Annotated in this window: 20 protein-coding genes; 19 read left to right on the forward strand and 1 reads right to left on the reverse strand. The window is 52.0% G+C overall.

From position 1 onward, the window contains the following. Positions 1 to 36: 36 nt before the first annotated feature. From FEM44_RS12570 to FEM44_RS12610, 9 genes are all read left to right on the forward strand, one after another. On the forward strand, positions 37 to 567 hold the full coding sequence (locus tag FEM44_RS12570) for an STY4534 family ICE replication protein (RefSeq protein ID WP_135523583.1): 531 nt from the start codon (positions 37 to 39) through the stop codon (positions 565 to 567). Positions 568 to 722: 155 nt separating this feature from the next. Continuing rightward, positions 723 to 1,319 (forward strand): PFGI-1 class ICE element type IV pilus protein PilL2, encoded by a 597-nt coding sequence (gene pilL2, locus FEM44_RS12575; protein WP_135523584.1) that lies wholly within the window; start codon positions 723 to 725, stop codon positions 1,317 to 1,319. Then, positions 1,316 to 2,032 (forward strand): hypothetical protein, encoded by a 717-nt coding sequence (locus FEM44_RS12580; RefSeq protein WP_135523585.1) that lies wholly within the window; start codon positions 1,316 to 1,318, stop codon positions 2,030 to 2,032. Before pilL2 ends, FEM44_RS12580 begins: the two co-directional genes overlap by 4 nt. Before the next feature lie 163 nt (positions 2,033 to 2,195). Beyond that, positions 2,196 to 2,807 (forward strand): TIGR03759 family integrating conjugative element protein, encoded by a 612-nt coding sequence (locus FEM44_RS12585; RefSeq protein ID WP_420053867.1) that lies wholly within the window; start codon positions 2,196 to 2,198, stop codon positions 2,805 to 2,807. A gap of 11 nt (positions 2,808 to 2,818) precedes the next feature. Next, positions 2,819 to 3,355: a transglycosylase SLT domain-containing protein gene (locus FEM44_RS12590; protein WP_441316617.1), complete on the forward strand. Its 537-nt coding sequence runs from the start codon at positions 2,819 to 2,821 to the stop codon at positions 3,353 to 3,355. Beyond that, positions 3,352 to 3,852, forward strand: coding sequence for an integrating conjugative element protein (locus FEM44_RS12595; RefSeq protein ID WP_135523588.1), 501 nt, complete (start codon positions 3,352 to 3,354; stop codon positions 3,850 to 3,852). Before FEM44_RS12590 ends, FEM44_RS12595 begins: the two co-directional genes overlap by 4 nt. A 103-nt stretch (positions 3,853 to 3,955) precedes the next feature. Beyond that, entirely contained in the window at positions 3,956 to 6,040 is a 2,085-nt protein-coding gene (traD, locus tag FEM44_RS12600; RefSeq protein WP_135523589.1) for a type IV conjugative transfer system coupling protein TraD, read from the forward strand. 10 nt (positions 6,041 to 6,050) lie between these two features. Continuing rightward, positions 6,051 to 6,329: a hypothetical protein gene (locus tag FEM44_RS12605; RefSeq protein ID WP_240726897.1), complete on the forward strand. Its 279-nt coding sequence runs from the start codon at positions 6,051 to 6,053 to the stop codon at positions 6,327 to 6,329. A 9-nt stretch (positions 6,330 to 6,338) separates the two neighbouring features. After that, the gene (locus tag FEM44_RS12610; RefSeq protein WP_135523590.1) at positions 6,339 to 7,103 is read left to right on the forward strand and encodes a TIGR03747 family integrating conjugative element membrane protein; all 765 of its coding nucleotides are present in this window, start codon (positions 6,339 to 6,341) and stop codon (positions 7,101 to 7,103) included. A 143-nt stretch (positions 7,104 to 7,246) separates the two neighbouring features. Here FEM44_RS12610 and FEM44_RS12615 read toward each other — a convergent pair whose 3' ends face one another. Then, positions 7,247 to 7,795 (reverse strand): hypothetical protein, encoded by a 549-nt coding sequence (locus FEM44_RS12615; RefSeq protein WP_138159012.1) that lies wholly within the window; start codon positions 7,793 to 7,795, stop codon positions 7,247 to 7,249. A gap of 287 nt (positions 7,796 to 8,082) precedes the next feature. Here FEM44_RS12615 and FEM44_RS12620 point away from each other — a divergent pair, with 287 nt between their 5' ends. Genes FEM44_RS12620 through FEM44_RS12665 form a run of 10 tightly spaced genes read left to right on the forward strand, consistent with a single transcriptional unit; the run spans position 8,083 to position 15,955 of the window. Further along, on the forward strand, positions 8,083 to 8,394 hold the full coding sequence (locus tag FEM44_RS12620) for an integrative conjugative element protein, RAQPRD family (protein WP_135410412.1): 312 nt from the start codon (positions 8,083 to 8,085) through the stop codon (positions 8,392 to 8,394). After that, positions 8,391 to 8,627: a TIGR03758 family integrating conjugative element protein gene (locus FEM44_RS12625; RefSeq protein WP_135490041.1), complete on the forward strand. Its 237-nt coding sequence runs from the start codon at positions 8,391 to 8,393 to the stop codon at positions 8,625 to 8,627. The genes FEM44_RS12620 and FEM44_RS12625 overlap by 4 nt, the downstream gene beginning before the upstream one ends. Before the next feature lie 27 nt (positions 8,628 to 8,654). Beyond that, positions 8,655 to 9,026: a TIGR03745 family integrating conjugative element membrane protein gene (locus tag FEM44_RS12630; RefSeq protein ID WP_135523592.1), complete on the forward strand. Its 372-nt coding sequence runs from the start codon at positions 8,655 to 8,657 to the stop codon at positions 9,024 to 9,026. A 9-nt stretch (positions 9,027 to 9,035) separates the two neighbouring features. Beyond that, positions 9,036 to 9,416 carry a TIGR03750 family conjugal transfer protein gene (locus FEM44_RS12635; RefSeq protein ID WP_135410409.1) on the forward strand — a complete coding sequence of 127 codons (381 nt, stop codon included), beginning with the start codon at positions 9,036 to 9,038 and terminating at the stop codon, positions 9,414 to 9,416. Then, complete coding sequence (locus FEM44_RS12640; RefSeq protein ID WP_135523593.1) at positions 9,409 to 10,065, forward strand: PFL_4703 family integrating conjugative element protein; 657 nt, start codon at positions 9,409 to 9,411, stop codon at positions 10,063 to 10,065. Before FEM44_RS12635 ends, FEM44_RS12640 begins: the two co-directional genes overlap by 8 nt. Further along, the gene (locus tag FEM44_RS12645) at positions 10,065 to 10,940 is read left to right on the forward strand and encodes a TIGR03749 family integrating conjugative element protein (RefSeq protein ID WP_135523594.1); all 876 of its coding nucleotides are present in this window, start codon (positions 10,065 to 10,067) and stop codon (positions 10,938 to 10,940) included. Before FEM44_RS12640 ends, FEM44_RS12645 begins: the two co-directional genes overlap by 1 nt. After that, positions 10,930 to 12,396 (forward strand): TIGR03752 family integrating conjugative element protein, encoded by a 1,467-nt coding sequence (locus tag FEM44_RS12650; RefSeq protein ID WP_135523595.1) that lies wholly within the window; start codon positions 10,930 to 10,932, stop codon positions 12,394 to 12,396. Before FEM44_RS12645 ends, FEM44_RS12650 begins: the two co-directional genes overlap by 11 nt. 9 nt (positions 12,397 to 12,405) lie before the next feature. Further along, entirely contained in the window at positions 12,406 to 12,804 is a 399-nt protein-coding gene (locus tag FEM44_RS12655) for a TIGR03751 family conjugal transfer lipoprotein (protein ID WP_135487862.1), read from the forward strand. Beyond that, the gene (locus FEM44_RS12660; RefSeq protein WP_171022603.1) at positions 12,801 to 15,575 is read left to right on the forward strand and encodes a conjugative transfer ATPase; all 2,775 of its coding nucleotides are present in this window, start codon (positions 12,801 to 12,803) and stop codon (positions 15,573 to 15,575) included. Before FEM44_RS12655 ends, FEM44_RS12660 begins: the two co-directional genes overlap by 4 nt. Continuing rightward, positions 15,572 to 15,955: a hypothetical protein gene (locus FEM44_RS12665; protein WP_135490035.1), complete on the forward strand. Its 384-nt coding sequence runs from the start codon at positions 15,572 to 15,574 to the stop codon at positions 15,953 to 15,955. The genes FEM44_RS12660 and FEM44_RS12665 overlap by 4 nt, the downstream gene beginning before the upstream one ends. Positions 15,956 to 16,368: the final 413 nt, after the last annotated feature.

Consider the following 16,368-nt stretch of genomic DNA (forward strand, 5'->3'; position numbering starts at 1 on the left):
TTTCTCCGTTTATCGAATTTTTCCAGGAGAAACGCCATGTCTACAGCATCTAAAACCACCACCGCTAAAGCTAAAAAAAGCAGTGCCAGCAAGAAAGCTCCGACTCCAGCCCCTGCTGAATTAGCAACTCCGGTTGTGTCAGAGGCACCGGCACAGCCGAAACCACAATCCAGCTACTTTAATTTGCATATTGATGGGCTGGGTTACCTGAGCAACATTCGCGAAATTAACACCGCTACGGTGTCGTTCCTGAGCTGTACGATAAACGCGTTACATGGCTCAACTGAAAAACCTGAGTACACGCGTTTTGATGTCACGGTATCGGGTAAACAAGCCAGTTCTTTAATCAGACGCTGCCAGAATGCAGTGAATGAAGAGAAGAAGGTCCTTATCGGTTTTAAACTCAGTAATCTGACTGCCGATGTGTTTACACTGACCAAAGGCAATCATGCAGGTGAATCAAGAGCAGCACTGCGAGCGAGACTGATTAAAATCAGTTTTATCAAAGTGGGGCAAAATATGGTTTATAAAGCTGAAAAAGCTGAGTCTAACGACTCAGCGTCCTGATAATAAAAAGAGAATTTATCTCCACATCATACCCTCCTTGTGATTAACGCCAGATTTTTCTGGCGTTTTTTTTGCCCTGCAATAACAGTTGTTCATTGTGAGCATACCTTCGGTTTCGCAAAGTTGGGCCTCTTTTGCTTAACTGAGGAACCCGCATGAATCATCTAATCACCCTTGCTATTTGCCTGACGGCCAGCATCATTACTGGCTGTGCGCAAAAGCTCCAGCAACCTGATACGCAGCCACATCCTGCTGCTCTGAACGGCAATATCCAGCCAGCGCAATCGGATGTATATGCGGCTACGCCTGAAGTGGTGCGCTACGACCGCTACCTGCTGGTTGATACTTCTCCGAGTGCTGCGCAACGTGTTCCGTTGGAGCAAACAATAGATATCCGTATCCCCGCGTCATTATCGCCGACCGTGGCGGATGCCATGCGCTACGCTCTGCGCCAGTCCGGGTACTCGTTGTGCAGTACGACACCAGCGAACCGGGTGCTGTACAACCAGAGGTTGCCTGCTGTGCATAATCAACTGGGGCCAATGCGCCTGAGCCAGGCATTACAAATCCTGGCCGGGGAGTCCTGGCAGCTTGAAGTTGATTCTGTTCAACGGATCGTCTGCCATTCATTACGTGATGGCTATCGTTTGCCGCCGGAAGCAGTGAAATCTCCAATCAACTCCCTTTCAGTTCCATTAACTGCTCACCCCGTCAATATCACCGCTCCGGCTCCGCAGAGGATGCTGAAATGAACGAATCCATTAGTGTCATGGAGATTCCTGAAATGAAAGCGTCCGCAAGAGCTGCCCGTAGCAAACTCTGGGCGATAATCCGTTATGGTTTGGGCGGGCTGGTTTTGTTTACGTTGGGTGGAACGACATTTATTAGCTTGAAGCAGGTTCAGCTTCTTTCTGGGGAGGTTAGCCAGCTTAAAACTGCGTTGCAGGGTAGCCCGGATATCGAGCCACTTCAGGAACAGATGACAATGCTGCAACAGCAGTTTGAAGTGTCACGAATGCAACTTGGAGAGATGGTTGGCAAACCGGCGCTTGCGGCTTTGCAGCAGAAGATTGATGTGCTCGATAAACAACAGCGTGAGCAGTCTGCCTCGTTTTCGGCCTTTAACACAGAGTTGTCCTCCCTTCAGGAACAGGTTCGAACGTTGAAACAACGTCCAGCCAATACCGCCGTTGTTCCTGCCGTAATGCCTGATGTTGTGACAGTAAAGAAGAAGCACAAGCCAAAATCGCATCGACCAGCTACCGCTCCCTTCGTCCTTACAGGTATTGAACGACGGGGCGGGGTTGCCTTTGCTGCGATAGCACCACAGTCGGTAACACAACTCATGGATATATCGCTGATGGAGCCGGGGGAAACCCGTCAGGGCTGGACGTTAACGGCGATTACAGGGCAGCAGGCGCAGTTTCGCGTGGCAGGGAAAACCAGAATATTGACGGTGCGATAAGGAGATCGGAATGCAAAAGCTTAACGTTGTGTTGTTGTCGGGAGTGTTGACAGTGTCAACAGTTACATTTGCTGCCACGACTTCGGAAAATGATCAGATCACTACACAACAGTCTCAAAAATCAGTGGTGACTGTATCTGATGCATTAGCTTCTGCTATCCAGATGGCGGATTCCCGGCTTCAGGAACTGGAACCTATACAAATGAAAAGAAACGCACTGGAGTGGGGGCTGACAACGGAAGAATGGCAGCGTTATGAGACGCTGAAAAAAGGACGACGCGGTGTGTTGTCTCCTGGATTAGATCCGCTGACGATGCTGGGTATCGAGGCGCGAAGTGATGAAGAACGCCGTCATTTTGCTGAGCTGGCGGTGAAACAGGAGTTTCAGCGGGTTGAAGCGGAACTGGCGTTTCAGCGAGAAGTGAATAGCGCGTGGATGCGTGTCTATCCCGGCGTTCTGCCCGTTCAGGATCTACGGAGTGAAGCCAGTAACGCCCGTCAGGCGCTGTTTGTGAAAGATAATTGCCCTGCTTGCGACCGTAAACTGTCGCAACTGATGAAATCGAACCAGCCGCTGGATATCTATCTGGTTGATAGCGGTGGTAAAGATGAGGCGGTTCGAAGCTGGGCGAAGAAACATAATATCCCTGCTGAAAAGGTGAAATCCCGCCAGGTAACGCTAAATCACGATAGCGGGATGTGGCTGAAATACGGCAACGGGCTGATGCCAGTGGTGTTACAGCAGGGGGCGCAGGGATGGCAGCGAGTAAACTGATCTGGCTGGTAATGTTCATTGTGCTACCAGAGTGTCTGGCTGCGCAGTCTGTTCCTGAAGGATACCATCGGGTCGCGCAGGCGGAGAATGTTCCTGCTGAGGCGTTGTACAGTTTGGCGTTAACGGAATCATCCCGCAAACTGGCGCATGGTGTTCGCCCGTGGCCCTGGACAATTAATGTCGCCGGGAAGGGATATCGCTACGCCTCCCGGAACGAAGCTTATCAGGCACTGCTGGACTTTATGCGGCGCTATCCGCTCAAACGTATCGATGTTGGTATCGCGCAGGTCAATCTGGGCTGGAATGGACATCATTTCGTATCTACCTGGGACGCATTTGATCCCTATATAAATCTTCACGCTGCGGCCCGTATTTTGCGAGCCTGTTACGAACGTAGCCCCGGGAGCTGGATATCGGCTGCGGGGTGCTATCACCATCCTGCGGGTGGCAAACCTGCTCAAATCTACAAGGCCATCGTGTCGCGTCATTTGGGCACATTGCAGCTGTCTGCACAGACGCTGGCATTCAATCAGGGAGGAACACAATGATGAGACGTTTTCCGCTGGTTCTCGCACTGCTGTTTTCGGGTATAAGTCAGGCAGAGCTGACCGTTGTCGCTGATCTGGGTGGTCAGTCAACGGCTGAATACTTTGTCGGTATTAACAATCAGGGAGAGGAATCATCCGCTCCACAAGTGTTGACACTGTCAACACCTGATAAAGCATCGGTATTACCCATTCGTACTCCTGAGCTTTCGCCAGGGGAGCTGGAAGCGCGTTCTCTCTCTATGCCCGGAATGCGATCAATTTTTCTGATTGGTGACGACGAGCTTTCCCGACGCTGGCTGGCATTGCGACGTGACCAACTTATTCAGCTTAATGCCGTGGGCTATGTGGTGAATGTCGCCAGTGAATCCGCCTGGAATGATTTACAGTCTCAGGCTAACGGGCTTGAGTTGCTACCGGTTTCTGGGAGCGATCTGGCCGTTCGGCTGGGTATTTCTCACTATCCGGTACTGATTAGCGAGAAGGGACTGGAACAATGAGGGTGGGATTACCACTGGATGAAATCAGTCTTTTGATTGGCTTGGCCGCAATGAATTTTCTCATCTGGTTAATTTTTCTTGCCGGACATGACGGGAGGAAAAAATGAGTGACCGCTATGTTATTGAAGCCATGCTACGACCTGCGGTGGAGCTGAACACCGCAGTTGTTGCCGCCTGCGCCAGCTATATATGCGTGACGGCTCCGTGGGCAGTAGCACTGGCACCGTCTGTCAGCTACGTTACGGCGGCAGGATTTGCAGTGTTATCGATAAAACGCATTCAGCAGGGGCTTAAGGTTTTACGTTACCGGCGCAATATCCGCCGTCTGCCGCGTTATATTGTTACCAGCGCAGAGGTGCCAGTGAGTAACCAGCGGCTATTTTTGGGTAAAGGGTTTATGTGGGAGCAAAAGCATACCCAGAGGTTGCTGGATACACTGCGCCCGGAGGTGGCGGGTTACGTTAATCCACCGGCGTTATACCAGGCAGCTCGTCGTTTTGAACAGCACTACGAACATCGCTTTCCCGCTTTGTGCAAACTGCTGGCGCGTGATTCGGCACTGAATCCCGTCCGGCCATTGCCTCCGGTTGGCGGTCATCCGGCGCTTCATGGCATTGAGCCGGATGAGGTCAATGTTTCTATGAGCTTGGGAGAGCGAGTCGGGCATATGCTGGTTCTGGGTACCACGCGCGTCGGCAAAACTCGCCTCGCCGAGCTGCTGATCACCCAGGATATTCGTCGCGGTAACGTCACCATTGTTTTCGACCCGAAAGGCGATGCCGATTTGCTTAAGCGCATGTATGCCGAAGCACACCGGGCGGGGCGTGCCGGTGAATTTCATGTCTTTCATCTGGGCTGGCCGGATATCAGTGCCCGTTACAACGCGGTCGGGCGCTTTGGTCGTATCTCGGAAGTGGCTTCGCGTGTTGCCGGTCAGCTCAGTAGTGAAGGCAATAGTGCCGCATTCAAAGAGTTCGCCTGGCGTTTCGTCAATATTATTGCCCGGGCGCTGGTTGCGCTGGGGCAACGCCCGGATTTTGGTCTGATTCAGCGTTATGTGAACAATATCGGCGATCTGTTTGAAACCTATGCGGAAACGTGGATGGTGAAGCACACTCCGGCGCTGTGGCAACAGATAGAAAATCTGGCGCAAATACTTGATGAGCGTGATATTCCCCGGCATATGGAAGGGCGTTCGCTGCGGGTGGTGGCGATAGAACAGGTGCTGAACAGCGATGAAGGGAAGAAGATTTACGACCCGGTGCTTGATGGTCTGCGTTCGTCGGTACGCTATGACCAGAAGTATTACGACAAGATTGTCGCCAGTTTGCTGCCGTTGCTGGAGAAACTGACTTCCGGTAAGACGGCGCAACTGATCTCACCGAATTACACCGATATGTCAGATCCGCGACCTATCTTCGACTGGCAGCAGGTGATCCGTAAAAAGGGCGTGGTGTATATCGGTCTTGATGCGTTGTCCGATCCGGAAGTCGCGGCAGCTGTGGGCAATTCGATGTTTGCCGATCTGGTTTCCGTGGCTGGGCATATCTACAAATTTGGTGTAAATGACGGTTTGCCCGGTAACGAAGGTAAGAAGACGCAGATCAGCATGCACTGTGACGAGTTCAATGAACTGATGGGGGATGAATTTATCCCGCTCATCAACAAGGGCGGCGGGGCGGGCATCGAGGTGACGGCATATACCCAGACTCTGCCGGATATCGAAGCGCGGCTGGGTAATGCTGCGAAAGCGGCGCAGGTGGTGGGGAACTTTAACAGCCTGGTTATGCTGCGGGTACGGCATACAGAAACGGCGGAACTAATGACTAAACAATTGCCGGAAGTGGAGGTCTATACCAAAACGCTGGTTTCCGGTGTCACCGATATTTCGAACCCCGAAATGTGCAGTGATTTTACTTCAAACACACAGGACAGGGTAAGTACGGTGCGTATGCCGCTGATCACTGCCGCGAATGTGATCAATCTGCCAAAAGGACAGGCGTTCGCCTTACTGGAAGGTGGCCGGTTGTGGAAGATCCGGATGCCGCTGCCAGCTGCTGGCGCGGATGCCCTGATGCCGGATAGTATTGGGCAAATTGCCGATTATATGCAGCGAAATTATCGGACAAGCGATGCCTGGTGGTCGGGGAGCGCGTTACCAGGAGATTATGATGCAGCCACTTTTTGAAAAGGAAATCATGATGAAACAACGATATCGGGTTGAAGCGGTGATGGCGTCTTCAAGATACAATAATCTGAAAGTCCCGCGTGATGTGATGGATGTCTTGTGCGAGCAGGATTGCTCGTCACTTCAGATCCCGGAAATTATTGAGCGTCTGACTTCTCTGGGCTATCGCCCGAGATATGAAGCCACAACTGATACGGATACGCTCACTGACATTGTCACACTGTGGATTTGGGTGGGGCAGGAAGAGATGTTACTGAACTGCCAGATGGAGTCGCTGGCTGTGCATTAAGGGGATGTTATGTCGCAGATGAACACCTCTTCTGCCCCGACACAACCATCCACGCCACCAAAGCCGCATGGTTTTTTTACCGTGCTGCTGTGGGATATGCCGTGGCGTATTATCGGGATGCTGATGGTTTCGCTGTTGTTCAGTCTGATTGTGGAGTACATCGGGATTGCGTTCTTCTGGCCGGATCAGGGGGCGGAACATAGCCGCGCTGTTATGCAGACAGAAAGCGGTTATTTTGCGGAAGGATTTACGCAAAGTTTGCTGCTGTCATCACCAGTGGTGACAGTACAGGAATGGATCGCACAGGGCTATCAGTGGCTATTTGTGAATAGCGGCTTTATGGGATGGTTACAGTCCATTCAGTCACCTGCTGCGGGAAGTGGTAATGGCGTTACGGATGAGCTTAATGCCTGGAGTGCCTGGGCAGTACGGAATGCGTATGAATACCTGATGGCAACGATGTATGTCTCGCTGGTCTTTCTGATGCGGGTGACCATTCTGGTGCTGTCGATACCGTTATTTGTGCTGGTCGCTATTATTGGAATTGCTGATGGGATGGTTCGACGTGATCTACGCCGCTACGGTGCAGCGTATGAGTCGAGTTTCCTCTACCATCATGCCAAGCGCGTGGTGAAACCAGCGGCGTATATTCCATGTGTGCTGTACCTGTCTGCGCCATTTGCTGTCTATCCCAATTTGTTGCTGTTACCGGCAGCATTGTTGATGGGATTAGCGATTTCGGTGACGATGGGGAGTTTTAAGAAGTATTTATAGCGGCTCAAAAATGTTAAAAGGCAGAGAGTGGTTGGCTCCCTGCCTTTAATTACGAGTGGAAAAGTAAAAAAGCCGATGCTAAGTCGGTTTTTTTACGTCTGGTAGGTTATGTGATTTTTATCTATCAGTTACTTTGTAAATGGCTAACCCATTGTTATATATAGGGAGATGAATGAAGAAATAGCGCCTGTTATAGCAAGGAAAAGACTGATACGGGCAATTCGTTTTTCTGAACGAAAACTTTTTTCTTTTGAAAGATATAATTCACTCAATGACTTTGAAAGCTGCAAAACGATCTCTTTATTTCCATCAGAAATATTTTGTAGCGTTGTAAGCTGTAGCTTTATATTTTCTGGCAATTCTGAAAAAGGATCCTGCTTTTTATGCCAGTCAATAATTTCTCTAATTTTTACTAGATTAAGGGTGTCTTGGTCTGGGGTATTGATATAATAATCAAAAACCCGGTTAAGAGAGTGTTGTATATTTATTTTCCCAATAGGCCACCGCTCAGCGAGTATATAGATATCATTATTTTGGATTTTATTTTTCTCTATCCCATTTTTGATGCCTGTCTCAAAACGTTTTTTCCACAAATCTGTGATGACATCATTTAATATATAAGTAAAAAAAATAATAGCGGCTATTGCTATTATCGCTGTTGATAGTATCAGTGCTAATGTGGTTTGTGCCATATTGTGACTCTCTTAATAATTTAAGACTGTTATCATTTTATGCATTTTATCAAGCTCTCCCCCACACTAGAATAGCAAGTTAGCGCGTCTTTCTGGTGTGGGGGAGAGCCTTGCCGGGAGCGCAAGCTTGCTTGCGTCGGGGTGGCAAAGAACCCCGATGGCGCATTATGCGCCACGCCTTACCCCTTCCGTAATTTTCAAAATTCCACTTCTGTTTTCTTACTGCCTGATATAGCGCTTTTCGCCACTCTCCCTTCGTACATGCAACCGCATTGAAGGAGGTTTACATGCGCATGACACAACCCCGGGCATGGTGCCTTTTGGGGATTCTGCTGGCATCGGGCGCTCAGGCCACTGAGTCTGACGAGCTGGCGCTGGTAATGAAACAGCTGGACCAGGTGCAGGCTGCTCTGGAACGCGCCCGTGTTGTCGCCGTTCAGGATGGGCAGAACGGACGCTTTTATTTCGATTATCTGCGAGCAACTCAGGACATCAAGTCCATTCGTCAGGGGATTAGCGTTTACCTGGAGCCTTCACGCGCACAACCAGTGCCTTCAGCATCTCTTACTGGTCAGTACCGGATGGAGCGCCGTCCGTGAACGATGCCCAACGCAACGCATTTAAAGTTGCTAGCGGTAACGCTGATCCCGCGATGCTGAGCAAATTGTTTATTGGTGCTTTACTGGCGCTGTTGATTTTGTGGGTGGGGTGGGGATTTGTGCATGTTTATCGTGGCTATGCCGCTCGTCATGTCACTGAGCAATCAATGATGCGTTTTGCCATTCGGGCAGTCCTTCTCATTATCATCAGTATTTATCTCTTTGCCAGCTAATCTGGCCGTTCTTATAAGGAAATAACTATGTATTGCTTTGCATTATCTTCTCTGCGTTTTTCTTTTCGACTCTGGTGTGCGCGGGTTCTGACGGTTTCCCTGACCGGAATTTCTGCGGCGCGGGCAGGTTTGCCAGCCATTGAGGGCCCCAAAAGCAGCACTGACAGCTCTTTCGTTGGTCAGTTCTACGGATATATCAATGATGGTGTCGTGTTGGCGGGGTTAGTTCTTGCAGCTTGTTCCATGCTGGCAGTGGGGAATGCAATTATCGCAACTTTTTCTGAAGTTCGTGATGGCAAAGCAACATGGGGCAAGTTTGGGATGCTGGTTGTTGTTGGGGTCATTCTGATTGTCACTGTTATCTGGCTGGCATCCAAAGCCGCGACAATCCTGCTTTGAGGATAGTGTATGGCGACTATCGAATTTATGCCTGACCGGCTTAATGCTGAGCCGGTGGTATTTCGTGGATTCACCACGCCGGAACTGGGATTTACTGCGCTGTTCAGCGTCTTGGGCGGCCTCGTGGTCGCCATACCGGTTCTACCCTTTCTCGGCTGGATAGCCTTTCCGACAGTGGCACTGCTGATGCCGTTGGTCACGGTTATTTTTGGTGGCCGATTAATGGCGCGCTTCAAACGGGGCAAACCGGAAAACTATCTCTATCGCAGGCTGGATCTGCTGTTTACTCAGTTTGGTCTGGGAACAAAAGGGCTGATTCTAAACAGTCAGGTACTGGCGTTACGCCGCCTGAGTCCTGTAGTTCGCCGTCAGGAGGCTACACATGAGTAAGTTTAAAAATGCCCTGAATGCTCGCGATAACCATATCCTGACGCTCCGCGCAGCATGTGGGGTTATGCTGGTACTGTTAGTGTTGTCCATGTTTGGCTGGATGATGTCTCCGCGCAATCTGACCATTCACAATCCTCCCGATCTCCGCTCCGGCAGCTCCCGTCCGTGGTGGGAAATTCCTCCCTCAACAGTCTATGCCTTCAGCTTTTATATTTTCCAGCAACTGAACAGCTGGCCGAAGGATGGCGACGTTGATTATCCGTACCGCATAGAGACGTTATCAGCCTATTTGACGCCGACCTGTAAGGAACTACTGCATAAGGATGCGAAGCAGCGTAAGGACCTGGGCGAATCACGGGACCGTGTGCGCGGCGTGTCGGAGATCCCTGAGCGGGGTTACCGGGATGACAGCGTCACCATTATTGACCGCGATAACTGGCAGGTTCGTCTGGATTTAGTCACCGATGAATATGTTAACTCCGAGCCGGTTAAACGCTCACTGGTGCGTTTTCCGCTGAAGGTGGTGCGCTGGGATAAAAATCCGGAAGCCAACCCATTTGGTCTGGCGCTGGATTGTCTCTCGGAAGCGCCGCAGCGTCTGGAAGCGGCCCCTGTCGTTAAGGAAGAGAATAAGGGAGTGTTTAACTGATGAGATTACGACGATTTTTGTTGTCACTGGTTTGCCTTGTCACATTACCAGTACAGGCGGTTGAATTGGTGAGGTGGGAACGTATTCCGTTGCCAGTGGCCCTGCATGTTGGTCAGGAGCGTATTGTGTTTGTGAACCGCAATGTGCGCGTGGGATTTCCACCTGAGCTGAAAGGAAAATTGCGCGTACAAAGTACAGGCGGAGCGGTATACCTGCAACCGGGTGCGCAATTTGCCCGTACGCGTCTGGTGCTTCAGGATGTAGAAAACGGTGAAATGATCCTGTTGGATATCAGTGCCGATGAGGGAAAAAACATTCTGGAACCGGTAAGCCTGGTCTATCAGGGGGACGTATCCAGTTCGACAGGAAACGGTGATGTTGCAGTGGTAGACAATAAAACCGCAACCACCCACGAACGACAGTCCGCATCGAAACCGAAAGAGAAAAAATCTACCACTCCGCTGCCGGTGGCCTTAACCCGCTATGCCGCACAAAGTCTCTACGCACCGTCACGGACGATTGAGCCGTTGCCCGGTGTGCATTCCATTTCGCTGGCACTACCGGAGAAGCTGACGTCATTACTTCCATCAGAGTCCGTTGAGGTAAAACCGCTGGCTGCATGGGCATTGCAGGGCTACAGCGTGGTGGCATTGACGCTGCGTAATCAACACCAGGAGAAAGTTGTTCTCGATCCACGTCGTCTTCAGGGAAATTTCTACAGTGCCACGTTCCAGCATCGCTGGCTGGGGGCAAGTGGAACGCCGGAAGATACCACAACGGTTTATCTTGTGACCAAAGGGCGCCCTGATACCGCGTTTCTTCCTGAGCCAGTGAAGGCGAAAGCAGGTAAAGGAGGGAAGGGCGATGCAGATTAAATCCAATACTCTGCTGAAGGTCATCGTGCCGGTGGTGTTGCTGTCGGCAGTCATGATCGGCGTGAAGTCCTGCGGTGGTTCAAAACACACTCAGGCTTCAGCAGATAACGCCACCGTAGCCGACCTGACTCAGGAAGAGTTGCGCATCCTCGGCATCGAGGGCGATACGCCGCAGGATACGCTACGTACGCTGGTTGGACGTATTAAAACAATTCAGACGAATCAGGAAAATCTGGAGAAACAGAATGCGGCACTGGCAGAAGAAAATGCCCGATTGCAAAACAAGGGCAACAACGTGGACGGGCGCATCAATGACGCGGTGAATGCTGCCAAACAGGAGAGTACCCAGGCGCAGCAAAAACTTCAGGCTGAACAGCAGCGGCTGGCTGGTCTGCTGGAATCACTGAAAAATACCGTTCCCGGCCCGGGAGCGGGCAGCAACATTTCCGCAGGCAGTGACTTACCTGTCGGACTGGGGCTGGAAGATGCAGGGCAGGACGAAACGGTGGCGCAGGGCACGGTCTGGATTGAACCGCAGGATGGTGTACAACTGGATCGTAACGGTAAACCGGTCACCGGCGCGGCAGCTGCAACCAATGGTACTGGCACATTCCAGTTTCCTACGGCGTTCGGTGGACTGAATGACAACGAGATCACCCGTCAGAAAGCCGAACTGGATCGTAATGCGAAAAATCAGCAGGCCATTGAGGAAACCGATTTGCCGGTTTATACCCTGCCGGAAAACTCAACGCTGGTTGGTAGCCAGGCCATGACCGCCCTGCTGGGGCGCGTGCCGATTGATGGCAAGGTTACCGATCCCTATCCCTTCAAGGTGCTTGTTGGTAAAGAGAACCTGACCGCCAACGGCATCGAGCTGCCGGATGTTGAAGGCGCGATTGTGTCCGGTACGGCCACCGGCGACTGGGTGTTGTCCTGTGTACGTGGTGAAGTCCACTCCATCACGTTTGTCTTCACTGATGGCACGGTACGCACGGTGCCGCAGTCGGCAAAATCCAGTGACGGCAGTAACGTCAAATCAAATGGTGGCAGTATCGGATGGCTGTCCGATGAACACGGCATTCCCTGTCTGTCCGGCGACCGTAAAAGCAACGCCTCAACCTACCTCCCCACATTATTTGCCCTTTCGGCAGCCGGTGCAGCGTCTGATGCGATGTCGGAAAGCCAGACCACAACCACTACTGATGGGGCGTCAATTACCAGTACGCTGACCGGCAGTGCGGGACAGGCTGCGCTGGGTAAGGCGTTATCAGGCGGTACGAACGAGCTGGCTGAATGGGTAAAAGCGCGATACGGTCAGATGTTTGATGCGATTTACGTTCCTCCCGGTGCGAATGTTGCTGTGCATATTACCCGCGAGATCCCGATTGATTACGAAGAGAAGGGCCGCAAGGTCAAATACGATTTTGATGTCAGCCGGTCACACGAGCTGGATTAAGGAGATGCCATGAAAGGATACTTGCTTGTGCTGGTCGCGTTATTACTGGTTGGATGCAGCACATCTAAAGATGAAATATTGCCGCCTGGTGACGGCACGATGCTGGATTTGTGGCAGAACAAAGCCAGTAGTGCCCGGACCACGACGGAGGCCCGGAGCGTACTACGGCGGGGGCTGACCGATGCGGAAATGGCGACCCGTCAGACACTGGAAGAGAGCTATACCCGCGATGCGCAAAATGAAATTCAGCAACTTTTCCCGCGACTGCCCAACCCGGATATGGTGATTTATATCTACCCGCATATGGCAGGCAATGAGCCTGCGCCGGTGCCGGGCTATAGCTCGGTCTTCTCTTTCTACAGCCGGGTGCAGTATGCATTGCCGGGTGAACGGCTGGAGGCGCTTTGATGTTCAGTTTGTTTACGAAAAAAAAGCAGCCGCAGCCCGCTACTGGTGAACCATCCGGTCCGGAGCTGAAAAAGAGCGGCAGACTGACGCAGGATGGTGTGCGTTCGCTGTATCCCAATAACGCATCGTTTATCGATTTCCTGCCATGGGTGGAATACCTGCCGGAAAGCCAGAGTTTGCTGCTCGATGATGGAGTTTCGGTGGGCGCCGTATTTGAAGTGGTGCCGGTCGGAACCGAAGGGCGCACCGGCGAACGCCTGGAAGAGATCCGCGACATCGTTGAGGATGCGCTTCAGGACAGCTTTGACGAGCGCGACAGTCACCCGTGGGTCATCCAGTTCTTCTGTCAGGACGAAACTGACGTGACAGAGTACATCGATAGGCTGCGTGGCTATGTCAAACCGTGGGCGCAGGGAACGGCATTCACCAACGCATATATGAATGAGATGGAATGCCATATGCGCGGTATTGCCGTACCTAAAGGGCTGTTTATCGACAAAGCGATTACAGGTGCGCCGTGGCGCGGCCAGCAGCGTCGTACCCGGATGGTCATTTATCGCTATGTGAACCCGGGAGCGAACGAACCATATTCGCCGGAAGAGCAACTGAATCAGGTTTGCGAGCGGCTATCTTCTGCGTTAGCGGGGGCGGGAATAGTGACTTCCCGGCAGAACGGCGAGCAGATCCACGCCTGGCTGCTGCGCTGGTTTAACCCTGAGCCGGACTGGGTGGATAAGGAGACTCTGTATCGCACGGCGGCACATGTTGACACCCGCAACGGCGAGCTGCCGGTACTTAACGATTTCAGCGAAACCCTGATGTTTACGCCACCTCGTTCTGACGTTGAGAATGGTGTGTGGTGGTTTGATGAGCGACCGCATAAAGCGGTGACAATTGACCGCATCCGTCGGGCGCCCTCGGTCGGCCATCTGACCGGCGAAACCCGCAAAGGGGAGAACATCAACGCGCTGATGGACTTGCTGCCGGAAGGAACGGTGATTTCCCTTACGATAGTCGTGCAACCGCAGGACGTGCTGGAAGAACGCTTCAACCATCTGGCGAAAAACGCGATTGGTGAAAACACTGAGTCCGAACGCGTCCGGGCCGATGCTGATACAGCAAAAAGTTATCTGGGTGAACGGCATAAACTATATCGCGCCAGCATGACGTTCTTTCTCTCCGGTGAATCTCTGAAAACGCTGAACAGTCGCCAGCGCAACCTGACGGCTATCCTCCTTAACGCTGGTTTGCAGCCGGTGAAACCAGAATATGATGTTGCGCCGCTGAATAGCTATCTCCGGGCGCTGCCGATGTGCTTTAACCCGACGCTAGACAAGAAGAATTGGTACACTCGCCTGACGTTTGTTCAGCATATGGCAAATATGCTGCCGGTGTTTGGTCGTGACACCGGCACCGGTCATCCGGGCTTCACCTTCTTTAACCGGGGCGGAGCGCCGCTGACCTTCGATCCGCTTAACAGTTCCGACCGTTCCAAAAATGCGCATCTGGTACTGTTTGGCCCGACAGGTTCTGGTAAGTCCGCGACGCTTAACAGCCTCTTTGCTCAACTGATGGCGATTCACCGGCCCCGTCTGTTTATTGCTGAAGCCGGTAACTCGTTTGGTCTGTTTGCAGACTATTGCGCGGAGCTGGAGTTATCGGTGAATAAGATCAGCATCAAACCGGGTTGCGGTATCTCGCTGGCCCCGTTCGCCGATGCGTACAAGCTAATTGAAGCGCCGGTGAAAAACGTTGACGAGAGCGAACTGAGTGAGCGTATCGAGGTGGAGGAAACGGATGACGGCGACGCAGAGGAAGAGCGCGATATCCTGGGCGAACTGGAGATTGTTGCCCGTCTGATGATCACCGGTGGTGAGGCGAAAGAAGAGGCGCGGCTGGAACGTGCCGACCGGGGCATGATGCGAGAGGCGATTCTGGCCGGTGCGCGTAAAGCCTGGAATGAAGACAGGCAGATGATCACCGCCGACCTTCAGGATGCGTTTTACGCCTTCGCGAAGGATGAATCACGTCCTGAAGTTCGCCGTGCCCGGGCGCAGAATATGGGCGAGTCATTGGGTGTATTTATGCAGGGCTTCCTGGGCGAGCTATTTAACCGACCGGGACAGAACTGGCCGGAAGCGGATGTTACGTTGATTGACCTGGGTACGCTGGCGCGTGAAGGCTATGAAGCACCACTGGCGGTGGCTTATACATCCCTGGTTAACACCATCAATAACATCGCCGAACGTGACCAGTTTTTGGACCGGGAAATCGTCTTCCCTACCGATGAGGCGCATATGATCACCACGAACTCGCTGCTGGCCCCGTATGTGGTTAAGGTGGTGAAGATGTGGCGTAAGCTCGGCGCGTGGTTATGGCTGGCAACGCAGAACCTGGAAGACTTCCCGGCCACGGCCAAGAAGATGCTCAATATGATTGAGTGGTGGCTCTGTCTGGTGATGCCCCCGGAAGAGGTGGAAGAGATCGCTCGTTTTAAAAAGCTCACCGCAGAGCAAAAAGCGATGCTGCTTTCTGCAACTAAAACGCCGCGCTGCTACACCGAAGGCGTAGTACTGGCAAGTCGTATCGAGGCGCTGTTCCGGGCTGTACCGCCAAGCCTGTATCTGGCTCTGGGGATGACAGAGAAAGATGAGAAGGCGGCACGTAGGGCGCTGATGGTTGAATACGGTATCAGCGAGCTGGATGCGGCGAAGCGTATTGCACAGCAACTGGATATCGCCCGTGGTATTACCACGAAGGAGGCAGCATGATGCGATTCAGATCCACCGTGCTGGACGTGGTGGACGGTAATATTTCCACTACCAGCGTGTTGTTTGATGCGCCGCCACAGGGTAATCCGCGAATCAGCCAGCACCATCATGCACAACTGGAGGAATTATGCCGCCAGATCCGTCAGCAGGTAGGGGAGAAGGCGACGTTTACTTATTCTCCTCATCGCGTGGCCGGGCATAACTGCCTGGCTGTTCAGGTGGTGGGGAAATCAGGCATGGTTAATCTGCTGCTGACGGTCACCGGCAGTCTGCGCTGGCCGGTGGCGGAGGATTATGAACATGCGCCACGCTGGTATATCAATGTGCCTGATGCGGTGGATGTGGTTTATCTGGTAATAGCGTTAGTGAGAGAATTATAGCAAATAAGCTCCAGTGAAACGAGAACTGGAGCTTATTAAACATATAGTTATATGAATTCACCATCAATATTTACTGATGCTGAACCATTGGTATCGTAAGGGACACTAGTAAGGGACACTAACAGTTACTCTTTTACCAGATTCTGTTTCTACATGGATGGAATAGGTTGTGTTAAAGAACCATTAACGTGAAGGAGCTCAATACTGAAATTGCCAGTCATTAAAGACCTACGTCGTAAGTATGAATGACTTTAGGGGCATCTTGGTATTCCTGATGAGTGCTGAGATATTCTCTAATTTGCACAGCAGCATTTCCCGAAGCCATTAGGGAGCCGCTTACAACGTATAGGCCACAGTGTGGGCAACGAAATGCCGAACCGTCCAGATTACCATGCACAAAAGCACCTTCTGGT

Source organism: Escherichia sp. E4742, assembly GCF_005843885.1.
Classification (GTDB): domain Bacteria; phylum Pseudomonadota; class Gammaproteobacteria; order Enterobacterales; family Enterobacteriaceae; genus Escherichia.

Excerpts from the sequence above, each read along its gene's own strand:
- FEM44_RS12665 (WP_135490035.1), top strand. The coding sequence starts at position 15,572 with ATGATGCGATTCAGATCCACCGTGCTGGACGTGGTGGACGGTAATATT.
- FEM44_RS12580 (WP_135523585.1), top strand. The coding sequence starts at position 1,316 with ATGAACGAATCCATTAGTGTCATGGAGATTCCTGAAATGAAAGCGTCC.
- FEM44_RS12620 (WP_135410412.1), top strand. The coding sequence starts at position 8,083 with ATGCGCATGACACAACCCCGGGCATGGTGCCTTTTGGGGATTCTGCTG.
- FEM44_RS12595 (WP_135523588.1), top strand. The coding sequence starts at position 3,352 with ATGATGAGACGTTTTCCGCTGGTTCTCGCACTGCTGTTTTCGGGTATA.
- FEM44_RS12605 (WP_240726897.1), top strand. The coding sequence starts at position 6,051 with ATGATGAAACAACGATATCGGGTTGAAGCGGTGATGGCGTCTTCAAGA.
- FEM44_RS12655 (WP_135487862.1), top strand. The coding sequence starts at position 12,406 with ATGAAAGGATACTTGCTTGTGCTGGTCGCGTTATTACTGGTTGGATGC.
- FEM44_RS12640 (WP_135523593.1), top strand. The coding sequence starts at position 9,409 with ATGAGTAAGTTTAAAAATGCCCTGAATGCTCGCGATAACCATATCCTG.
- FEM44_RS12590 (WP_441316617.1), top strand. The coding sequence starts at position 2,819 with ATGTTCATTGTGCTACCAGAGTGTCTGGCTGCGCAGTCTGTTCCTGAA.
- pilL2 (WP_135523584.1), top strand. The coding sequence starts at position 723 with ATGAATCATCTAATCACCCTTGCTATTTGCCTGACGGCCAGCATCATT.
- FEM44_RS12610 (WP_135523590.1), top strand. The coding sequence starts at position 6,339 with ATGTCGCAGATGAACACCTCTTCTGCCCCGACACAACCATCCACGCCA.
- FEM44_RS12615 (WP_138159012.1), bottom strand. The coding sequence starts at position 7,795 with ATGGCACAAACCACATTAGCACTGATACTATCAACAGCGATAATAGCA.
- FEM44_RS12650 (WP_135523595.1), top strand. The coding sequence starts at position 10,930 with ATGCAGATTAAATCCAATACTCTGCTGAAGGTCATCGTGCCGGTGGTG.
- FEM44_RS12585 (WP_420053867.1), top strand. The coding sequence starts at position 2,196 with ATGGCGGATTCCCGGCTTCAGGAACTGGAACCTATACAAATGAAAAGA.
- FEM44_RS12635 (WP_135410409.1), top strand. The coding sequence starts at position 9,036 with ATGGCGACTATCGAATTTATGCCTGACCGGCTTAATGCTGAGCCGGTG.
- traD (WP_135523589.1), top strand. The coding sequence starts at position 3,956 with ATGAGTGACCGCTATGTTATTGAAGCCATGCTACGACCTGCGGTGGAG.
- FEM44_RS12570 (WP_135523583.1), top strand. The coding sequence starts at position 37 with ATGTCTACAGCATCTAAAACCACCACCGCTAAAGCTAAAAAAAGCAGT.
- FEM44_RS12645 (WP_135523594.1), top strand. The coding sequence starts at position 10,065 with ATGAGATTACGACGATTTTTGTTGTCACTGGTTTGCCTTGTCACATTA.
- FEM44_RS12630 (WP_135523592.1), top strand. The coding sequence starts at position 8,655 with ATGTATTGCTTTGCATTATCTTCTCTGCGTTTTTCTTTTCGACTCTGG.